Genomic DNA, 9,513 nt, shown 5'->3' on the forward strand with positions numbered 1-9,513 from the left:
GTATCAGGCCCCTTCGGCGAGGTTCTTCAGGGCGGCCAGGCCCGACACGGCGACATGGTCTCCGCTGGCGAGATCGCCGCGAAGCACGACTTCATCCCGGCTGCGCGAGACGACCTCGACCTCGACGCGGCGGAAGCCGTCGCCGGTATCGACGAACACGCCATCGGTGCCGCCAATCCGGACGAGCGCCCGGGCCGGCGCAACGAACGCGGCTGCCTGCTCCGGCGCTTCGAAGGAAAGGTCGACCAGCTGGCCGAGCCGCCAGGTGCCCGATTTCGGCAATTCGATCTTTATCCGGACGGATTGCAGATGCGCATCGACCTGCGGGTCGATCGCGATGACGCTCGCCTTGTCGGGCGTGCCCGGCACCGTCACGGCCGATCCGACGCGGATCGTGCTGGCGAGGCGTTCCGGCAGGACCGCGTCGAGCCAGTAGCGCTGACCGTCGAAGATCGACAGGAACGGTTCCGACATGCCGACCGCATCGCCGGCCTCGACGGAAATTTCGGAGACGATACCTGTTGCCGGGGCGACCAGTTCGAACCGGCCCGCACCCTTGGCAGATCGCAGCGCGCTCAGTCGCGCTCTTTGAGCATTCAGCTCAAGGCGCGCGGTTTTTGTGTCGTGCTCGGCCTCGTCGGTCTCCTGCGCCGAGCGCAGGCCAAGCTCATGCAGCTCCAGCGTCCGCTCATAGAGATGGTCCATATGTTCGACCATGATGCGCTGCGCTTCGAGGTCGGCGCGCGCGGTCTCGAAGTCCGGGCTATAGAGCAGGGCCACCGCTTCGCCGGCCTTCACCTGCATTCCCGGAATGACATAGGGCTGCAGCAGCACGGCTTCGAAGGGGCTCACCACCGGGTGGGCGTTGCCGGGCGGGGCCATCACGGTGCCGAAAGCAGAGGTGCCTTCGATGGTGCCATTTTCCAGCACCGGCACGGTCGAAATGCCCAGCGCCTTGCGGCTCGCGGCAGACACTTCGAATGTCTGGGACAGTGCCGGTCCGGAAAGGCTCGCCGCACACATGACAGCCAGCGCAGCGCGCAATACCCAATTCACCATGGTCTTCTCGCAGTTCAGTGGTTTTCAGCCTGGACTGCGTTTCTGGCGGGGGTGACTGACACAAGCCTGACAGCAGCGCTGCTTTTTTGCATTGCAGCATTCCGCGCGGCAAAAAATGTCAGGCGGGGCGGACTTCCGGGAAATTGAGGGTGAGGCCGGCACAGGCCGGCAGGCAGGTGACCAGCTCGCCGCCATGCGCCTCCGCGATCCGGTCGGCGATGGCGAGGCCGAGGCCTGCTGTGCCGCCGGGCGCCCGGTCGGCCCTGATGCCGCGCGCCTTGAGGCGGTCGAGTTCGTCCGCGGCAAGGCCTGCGCCGCCATCGATGACCGTCAGGCTGGCGCCCGGCCCGGCCTTGACGATCACCTCTGATCCTTCCGGCGCTGCGCGCAGCGCGTTTACGATCAGCGTCCGCAGCGAGGCCGCGACCGCTTCTTCCAGCCCGCGGAAAGGCCGCGGCGCGTCCTCCTCCACCGACAGGCGCCGGCCGACCTGCACCGCCGCCGGGGCGAGTTCGGCGACGACGCGGCGCGCCATGACATCCGGCTCGATCAGCGAGCGGCGCTGCGCAAGGTCCGGCGCATTGCTGCGCGCGAGCAGCAACAGCTGGTCGACCATATTCGACAACGACAGCACCTGCGTGCGCAGCGGCTCGGCATCCTCCGCCGGCAGCTTGTCCAGCGACAAGGCGAGGATTGCCAGCGGCGTCTTCAGTTCATGCGCGGCGTCGGCGGCAAAGGCTTCCTGTCGCCGGGCGTGGGCCTCCAGCCGCGCGGTCAGCACGTTCACGGCATCGGTGAAGGGCTTGAGCTCCGTCGGCAGCGTGCCTTCCGGCGCCTGGTAGCTGCGCAGCTCCTGCGCCGCCTTGCAAACCTCGCGCGCCGTCTCCTTCAGCTGCTTCTCGACGCGGCGCACCACCAGCAGCGCGCCGGTGCCGAACAGCACCACGAACACGCCGAATGGCACCAGCACATGCTCGGTGATCTCGCGCACGGTGATCCAGAGCGGCGGCGGCTTCGGGCTCAGCAGGCCATACTCATAGGTCACCATCACGGCGAGCACGGCGCCGCCGATCAGGCCCGAGACGACCAGTCCCAACAGGAGTTTTCCGGCGATCGATTTCATGAGCTTTTCCGGTTGCCAAAAAAGTATCCGACGCCGCGGACCGTATGCAGGATGTCCTCTTCGCCGGCGTCTGCAAAGCGTTTGCGCAGCCGCGAGGCGACGGCTTCCAGCGCATTCGGCGTTACCGGCTCCGACGCGCTGTAGAGAATGCCCTCCAGCCGCTCGCGCGGCACCACCTTGCCGGCATTGCGCAGCAGGATTTCCAGGAAATCCGCCTCCTTGCGGCCGATGGCGAGGATGTGCCCGCTGACTTCCGCCTGGCGGCTCGTCGGGTCGAAGGTGACATTGCCGACCTGCAGGATGACCGGGTCGCGCCGTCCCGGCCGGCGCACGAGCGCCCGCAGTCGCGCCGCAATCTCATCAATCTCCGCCGGCTTCACCAGATAGTCGTCAGCGCCCGTGTCGAGCCCTGTCACGCGGTCGTCCAGCGTGCTGCGCGCCGACAGGATCAGCACAGGCGGTCGGTCTTCCGGCAGGCTGCGCAGCCAGTCGATCCCGTCGCCATCCGGCAAGCCCAGATCCAGCATGATCGCATCGAACTGGCCCACCGCCATCTGGTCGTCGGCTTCGGCAATCGTGCACGCCGTATCGCTCTCGATCCCGCGCGTGCCGAGCCGTTCAGCCAGCAGCAGGGCGAGTTCCCGGTTGTCCTCGACGATCAGCGTGCGCATGCGTGTCCGAAGTCCTGTCTGCCAGCATTCTGGGAAAATAGCCTGACATGGTCCTGACCGGGTGAGGCCCGGCCGGGTGTATGGTAAAGTCTGCCACCGGCACACGAATTGAAATAGTCATTTGTTTTCAGAAGTGTGATTTCCGCATCGGCCCGCAACTTCCGCACGTCTGCCACCCTTTGCCCACATTGCCATGCGAAAGGGCTGAGAAAGGCGCTGCCATTTCGTGTGAAGATCGCGTGACAAGCGCGTTAACTTTTCCTAGGCTGCTCCCTTGGGGAAATAGGGTTGATGACGGGCATAGCTGTGGCATCCGATTCAAATGAACCGACGCCGGAAACGGTGCGTGTGATCGGCCGTGTAAAATGGTTCGACAGCGCGAAGGGCTATGGATTCATCGTGGCTGAGTCGACGTCCGACGCCAGCCTGTCCGGCGATGTCATGCTGCACATCACCTGCCTGCGCACGTATGGCGAATCCTATGCCGACGAAGGTGCCCGGATTGTGTGCGACGCCATGCAGGGCGAACGCGGCTGGCAAACGGCCAACATCATCGAGATGGAGCGCCCCAAGGCTGTCATCGCCAAGGAGCAGGGCGTCACGCCGGAATATGAGCCGGTGATGGTCAAATGGTTCAACAATACCCGCGGCTACGGCTTCGTTCAGCGCGATGGCGACGACGCGGACATCTTCATCCATGCCGTCGTGATGCGGAAGGCCGGCTATGAAAAGCTCGAGCCCGGCATGTGCCTCGACGCCGTCATCGGCATGGGCAGCAAGGGCGCTAATGTTTCAGCGCTGAAGCCGATCTGAACAGCCACGAGCGCTTGCCGCCCGTGTGGGGCGCGGCTAAACCAGTGCCCATGAAACGCATCCTTGCCTCCGGCCTTTTCGCCCTGATCCTGTCTGCTCCGGCTGCGCTGGCGCAGGTGCAATCGCTCGAAACCGGGCCGCTGACCGTCGCGTCCGGGAACGGGTCGCACGCCTTCACGGTCGAACTCGCCGACGATCCGGAAGAGATCACCATCGGTCTGATGAACCGCGACAGCTTGGCACCGGATGCCGGCATGATCTTCGATTTCGGCCAGCCGCGTGAAGCGAGCATGTGGATGAAGAACACGCTGATCCCGCTCGACATGCTGTTCATCGACGCGAAGGGCAAGGTCGTCGCGATCGCCCGCAACACCGTTCCCGGCTCGCTGCGCACCATCAATCCGGGCGTGCCGGTGAAATCGGTTCTGGAACTTGCCGGCGGACGCACTGCGGAACTCGGCATCGAGCCCGGCGACACGGTCCATCACGAGATCTTCGGCAACAGCCAGGGATGACGGCTCAGGCCAGTCACAAGGCCCCGCCACCCGGCTTCGCCTTGCGGCCGACGCGGGGCAAATTCTCCATTCATAATGGCCCGTCTTATCTGGCGGAGGCAGACGGCGACATCCGCAGCGGTATGTGGGTGCTCGACAGGCACTGCAACGGCCATGGCTTCATGCATGGCGGCATGATCTGCGCCTTTGCCGACAGTGCCCTCGCCTGGGCGGTCTGGTTGGCCACCGGGCGCTCATCGGTGACGATCAAGCTGACCATGGAATTCATGGACATTGTCCAGGAAGGCACCTGGCTGGAAGCGCATCCCGAGGTGAAAGGCATCGACGGGGAACTTGTCCACGTCATGTGCACCCTCGTGAAGCCCGGTGGCGCGCTCGTCGCGCGTGCCGATGCCGTGTTCCGGTGCCTGCGCCGCAAGTCCCGCTAGGCGAGGCCCAGCTCGGCCAGCGCGAAGGCCTTGATCGACTTGTAATCCGCCTTGCCGTTCACCGCCCGGCCAAGATCGTCCTTGAACAGGATCCGCTTCGGCGCCTTGTAGTGGGCGAGCTTGGTCTTCACGAAGTCGCGCAGGGTTGCCTCGTCCGCCGGCGCATCCAGCGAAACGACCGCGGTGATCGCCTGGCCCCATTTATCGTCCGGTACGCCGACGACCAGAGCATCCTTCACCGCGCCATGCGCCTTCAGTGCCTCCTCGACTTCCTCGGGATAGACCTTTTCGCCTGCCGTGTTGATACAGTTTGACCCGCGCCCCAGGAGGGTAATCGTGCCATCTGTCTCCACCGTGCACCAGTCTCCGGGTACGGAATATCTGACGCCGTTGATGGTCTTGAAGGTCTTTTCGGATTTTTCCGGATCCTTGTAATAGCCGAGCGGCACGGCCCCGCCGCGCGCGATGAAGCCGGCCTCGCCGCTGCCGGGCACCACTTCGCGGCCATCCTCGGTGAAGACCTTGCACTTGGACCCGATGGTGAATTTCGAGGTCTTCACCTCGCCCTCCGCCGTCATGACGGAGGTGCCGAACCCCACCGCTTCCGAGGCGCCGAAACTGTCGGTCAGCGCAACCTGCGGCATGTGCTTTATCAGGCCCTGTTTCACCTCCGTGCTCCACATCACGCCGGAGGAGACGATGCCGATGACCGTGTCCAGCTTGTAGCGGCCGGGATGTTCGTCCAGCAGCGCCAGCATCGGTTTGCCGAAGGCATCGCCGACAATTGCCATATTGGTCACGCCTTCGCGCTCAACGGTCTCGAACAGATTGTGCGCGTCGAAATGCTTGTTGCTCGTCAGTGTAATGATGGTCCCGCCGCCGATCAGCGTATTCATCGCCGTGAACAGGCCCGTCCCATGCATCAGGGGGCAGACGGGTACATAGTTCACCAGCCGGCCGAGCGCCTTCACCACCATGGCGTGCTGGTCGAGATCCTGCGGCACCGGCAGGCCGGCGGATTCGGCACCTTCAATCCCGGCCTGGCGCCAGATTTCGTGCGTCCACATCACGCCTTTCGGCATGCCGGTCGTGCCGCCCGTATAGAGAAACAGCATGTCCTCGGGCGAGCGTTCGATCGCCAGCGGCGAGCCGTCGCCATGCGTGACAACATCCTCATAGGCCACGGCGTAGGGCTCAAGCGCGCCCCCGCCCACCTGCACCCAGACCTTCACGTCCGGCAGGCGCGGCTGCACCTTGCGCACCTGGTCGACGAATTCGACATCGAAGAACACGACCGTCGCGTCGGAATTGTCGAAGATGTAGTAGAGCTCGTCTTCGAGGTAGCGATAATTGACATTCACATGCGTCAGCCGCGCCTTGAAGCAGGCGGCCAGCGCCTCCGTGTATTCCGGCTGGTTGCGCAGGTAGAAGCCGGCCTTGTCCCCGCATTGCGCACCTGCGGAAAGCAGGTAACGCGCCAGCCGGTTCGACCGCGCGGTCATTTCCGGCCAGCTGATGCGCCGGTCGCCATGCACCAGGGCCATATCCTCCGGCCCGAGAACGCTGCCGATGACATCCAGGATGTCCCCGAGATTGTAGTAATTCTTCGCGCTCATCCGCATTTCCTCCTACGAATCCGCTGGCCGGAGTGTTCCCGTAGCCTTACCGGAGTTTTTACCGGAGCGTTTGCCGCCCTCATTTCCGGCCAATCGTATCAGCGCGCCGGACGCCATCAATGGCCAAAAGAAAGCGGCCCCCCGTTTCCGGAGGGCCGCCCTTGGGTCATTCCGCAGGGGAATGGACTGGCTGGCTTAGAAGCCCATGCCGCCCATGCCGCCCATGTCCGGCATACCGCCGCCGCCAGCCGATTCTTTCTTCGGCGCTTCCGCGATGGAGGCTTCCGTCGTGATCAGCAGGCCTGCAACAGAGGCTGCGTTCTGCAGGGCAGAGCGGACCACTTTCACCGGGTCGATCACGCCCATGGCAACCAGGTCGCCATACTCTTCCGTCTGGGCGTTGAAGCCGTGCGAGCGGGTCTTGGTCTGCAGGATCGTGTTGACGACCACGGAGCCTTCGACGCCTGCGTTCTCGGCGATCTGGCGAACCGGGGCTTCGAGGGCCTTGCGCACGATGTCGATGCCGGCCTTCTCGTCGTCATTGTCGCCAACCACGTCGATGTTGCGCGAAGCGCGCAGCAGAGCGACGCCGCCGCCCGGCACAATGCCTTCTTCGACAGCTGCGCGGGTTGCGTTCAGGGCGTCGTCGACGCAGTCCTTACGCTCTTTCACTTCGACTTCCGTCACGCCTGCTTGATACCAGCAACGCCGCCGGCCAGTTTCGCAAGACGCTCCTGGAGCTTCTCACGGTCATAGTCGGACGAGGTGTCTTCGATCTGCTTGCCTGATCTGCGAGATGCAGGCTTCGATCTCTTTCTTCTTGCCGGCGCCGTCGACGATGGTCGTGTTGTCCTTGTCGATGGTGACGCGCTTGGCTTTGCCGAGCATTTCCATGCCGACGTTTTCCAGCTTGATGCCGGGTCTTCGGAGATGACCTGGCCGCCCGTCAGGACAGCGATGTCCTGCAGCATGGCCTTGCGGCGGTCGCCGAAGCCAGGGGCTTTCACAGCGGCGATCTTCAGGCCGCCGCGCAGCTTGGTGACCACCAGCGTGGCGAGGGCTTCGCCGTCGACATCTTCAGCGATGATCAGCAGCGGCTTCTGCGACTGGACCACGGATTCCAGGATCGGCAGCATCGGCTGCAGGCTGGAGAGCTTCGACTCGTGCAGCAGGATCAGGACGTCGTCGAGTTCGGCGATCATCTTGTCTGCGTTCGTGATGAAGTAGGGGCTGAGGTAGCCGCGGTCGAACTGCATGCCTTCAACGACGTCCAGCTCGGTTTCGAGAGCCTTGGCTTCCTCGACCGTGATGACGCCTTCATTGCCGACTTTCGCCATGGCTTCAGCAATCATCGCGCCGATTTCGGTTTCGCCGTTGGCGGAGATGGTGCCGACCTGGGCGATCTCTTCGTTTGTCTTCACCTTCTTGGCGTGGTGAGCGAGGTCGGAGATGACTTCGGACACAGCCTTGTCGATGCCCAACGCTTGAGGTCCATCGGGTTCATGCCGGCGGCAACGCGCTTCATGCCTTCGCGGACGATGGCCTGAGCGAGAACCGTTGCGGTCGTGGTGCCGTCACCGGCGTCGTTCGCCTTGGAGGCGACTTCGCGCAGCATCTGTGCGCCCATGTTCTCAGCTTGTCTTCAAGCTCGATCTCTTCCTGACGGTGACGCCGTCCTTCGTGGTGCGCGGGGCGCCGAAGGATTTTTCGATCACGACGTTACGGCCTTTCGGGCCGAGGGTGACTTTCACGGCGTTGGCAAGCGTGTCGACGCCCTTGGACATCTTTCGCAGGCATCAGCGCCAAAAACTACGTGTTTTGCAGCCATTTCGAGTTTACCTCTTTGAATTTGCTGTATTTTGGAACGCGATCAGGGGTGGAGATTACTTCTCCAGCACGCCCATGATGTCGCTCTCTTTCATGATGAGCAGGTCTTCACCGTCGATTTTCACTTCGGTGCCGGACCATTTGCCGAACAGGACGCGATCGCCCTTCTTGACGTCGAGCGGGACGACCTTGCCGTCATCGCCCATGGCGCCTTTGCCGACGGCGACGATCTCGCCTTCCTGCGGCTTTTCCTTTGCGGCGTCGGGAATGATGATCCCGCCCTTGGTCTTTTCCTCTTCCTTGACGCGGCGAACGACGACGCGGTCATGCAGGGGACGAAGTTTCATTGCTTTTGCCCTCTAGTCTCTATGCGAGTTGGTTTGATCTCACGGAAGTCAGCACCGTCGGGGCGATTTAGCACTCACCCCGGCCGACTGCTAACGATGGCGTGGAGTTAAGGTGCCCCCTTGAGGCCGTCAACCGGAAGATTGTGAAATTTTCTCAGGGAATCCTGGCCCGGCAGGGTCTGTCGTGAGGAGCGGGGCCTGCCACCGATATTACGGTTTCCAGTCCCTGAAGCCGGCGCGGAAATTTCAAAGGCGCTGTTGGCACGACAGTATCACTTGCATGCGACTCTGCGGGTCGACGCCAGGAAGGAGTCGTTACAATGGACTGGATGCCAGCCGACAGGTCCAAGGACCTCAGGGATTCGCTCACGTTTTTCCTGTTCGTGGCGATCACCGCGCTTTCGCTCTCGTTCACGTTCTCGGTGTTCGTCTACAAGACGGGCCTGATGGCCGACAGCCAGAACTTCCTGCTCACCAATCTCGTGGTCGCCGCCTGCGTCGCCATCCCGACAGCCACCATCGCGTCCCAGCATGAATTCCAGATGCGCAGGTACCAGCGCCAGCTGGAGTCCTTTGCCTCCACGGACCCGCTGACCGGCGTGCTCAACCGCCGTTTCTTCCGCTTCGCCGTCGAAGAGGAAATCGCGCGCCAAGGCCGCACCCGTGCCGTCGCGGCGCTCGCCCTGATTGACCTCGACAGGTTCAAGACCATCAATGACCGTTATGGCCACCAGGCAGGCGACGAAGTGCTGAAGCGCGTTGCGCTGGCCGTCCATGCGGAGATCCGCACCCCGTTCGACAAGTTCGGCCGCTGGGGCGGGGAAGAATTCGCCCTCATGCTGAGCGATGTGACGGAAGCCACCGCTCAGATCGTTTTGGAGCGGGTGCGCTCGCGGCTTGAGCGCACGCCCGTGAAGGTCGGGAACCATGAGATCCCGGTGACCGCCAGCTTCGGCTTCGCCCTGATGGACGCCAATGCCGTCTTCGATGATGTCATGGCGAGCGCCGATGAAGCGCTCTACGAATCCAAGGCCGCCGGACGGAACTGTATCACCTTTACCGGCAAGGCCCGCCGCGCCGCCTGATCTTTGAAACTGGCTGGATTTTTCCTGAG

Annotated in this window: 9 protein-coding genes and 1 pseudogene; 4 read left to right on the top strand and 6 right to left on the bottom strand. The window is 63.3% G+C overall.

From position 1 onward, the window contains the following. Positions 1–3 precede the first annotated feature (3 nt). The 3 genes from R3C13_RS12045 to R3C13_RS12055 form a co-directional block, all read right to left on the bottom strand. The gene (locus R3C13_RS12045) at positions 4–1,059 is read right to left on the bottom strand and encodes an efflux RND transporter periplasmic adaptor subunit (RefSeq protein ID WP_371311075.1); all 1,056 of its coding nucleotides are present in this window, start codon (positions 1,057–1,059) and stop codon (positions 4–6) included. Between the two features lie 118 nt (positions 1,060–1,177). After that, positions 1,178–2,182, bottom strand: coding sequence for a sensor histidine kinase (locus tag R3C13_RS12050; protein WP_371311076.1), 1,005 nt, complete (start codon positions 2,180–2,182; stop codon positions 1,178–1,180). Then, the gene (locus R3C13_RS12055) at positions 2,179–2,853 is read right to left on the bottom strand and encodes a response regulator (RefSeq protein ID WP_371311077.1); all 675 of its coding nucleotides are present in this window, start codon (positions 2,851–2,853) and stop codon (positions 2,179–2,181) included. The genes R3C13_RS12050 and R3C13_RS12055 overlap by 4 nt, the downstream gene beginning before the upstream one ends. Positions 2,854–3,144: 291 nt before the next feature. On the opposite strand from R3C13_RS12055, the gene R3C13_RS12060 reads away from it, so the two are divergent. Genes R3C13_RS12060 through R3C13_RS12070 form a run of 3 tightly spaced genes read left to right on the top strand, consistent with a single transcriptional unit; the run spans position 3,145 to position 4,609 of the window. Then, a complete protein-coding gene (locus R3C13_RS12060; protein ID WP_371311078.1) occupies positions 3,145–3,666 on the top strand; it encodes a cold-shock protein in 522 nt (173 codons plus the stop codon). Positions 3,667–3,716: 50 nt separating this feature from the next. Continuing rightward, positions 3,717–4,181, top strand: a complete 465-nt coding sequence (locus R3C13_RS12065) for a DUF192 domain-containing protein (RefSeq protein ID WP_371311079.1) — start codon at positions 3,717–3,719, stop codon at positions 4,179–4,181. Continuing rightward, positions 4,178–4,609 (top strand): PaaI family thioesterase, encoded by a 432-nt coding sequence (locus tag R3C13_RS12070; RefSeq protein WP_371311080.1) that lies wholly within the window; start codon positions 4,178–4,180, stop codon positions 4,607–4,609. The genes R3C13_RS12065 and R3C13_RS12070 overlap by 4 nt, the downstream gene beginning before the upstream one ends. Here the strand turns inward: R3C13_RS12070 and R3C13_RS12075 are convergent. From R3C13_RS12075 to groES, 3 genes and pseudogenes are all read right to left on the bottom strand, one after another. Beyond that, positions 4,606–6,225, bottom strand: a complete 1,620-nt coding sequence (locus R3C13_RS12075; protein WP_371311081.1) for an acyl-CoA synthetase — start codon at positions 6,223–6,225, stop codon at positions 4,606–4,608. The two genes, R3C13_RS12070 and R3C13_RS12075, sit on opposite strands and share 4 nt — an antisense overlap. A 195-nt stretch (positions 6,226–6,420) precedes the next feature. After that, positions 6,421–8,053 (bottom strand): annotated as a pseudogene (gene groL, locus R3C13_RS12080) (chaperonin GroEL). Positions 8,054–8,108: 55 nt separating this feature from the next. Next, positions 8,109–8,399, bottom strand: a complete 291-nt coding sequence (gene groES / locus R3C13_RS12085) for a co-chaperone GroES (RefSeq protein ID WP_371311082.1) — start codon at positions 8,397–8,399, stop codon at positions 8,109–8,111. A gap of 320 nt (positions 8,400–8,719) precedes the next feature. Between groES and R3C13_RS12090 the strand changes: the two genes are divergently transcribed. Next, complete coding sequence (locus tag R3C13_RS12090) at positions 8,720–9,484, top strand: GGDEF domain-containing protein (RefSeq protein WP_371311083.1); 765 nt, start codon at positions 8,720–8,722, stop codon at positions 9,482–9,484. Positions 9,485–9,513 lie beyond the last annotated feature (29 nt).

It is taken from the genome of Hyphomonas sp., assembly GCF_041398385.1.
Classification (GTDB): Bacteria; Pseudomonadota; Alphaproteobacteria; order Caulobacterales; family Hyphomonadaceae; genus Hyphomonas.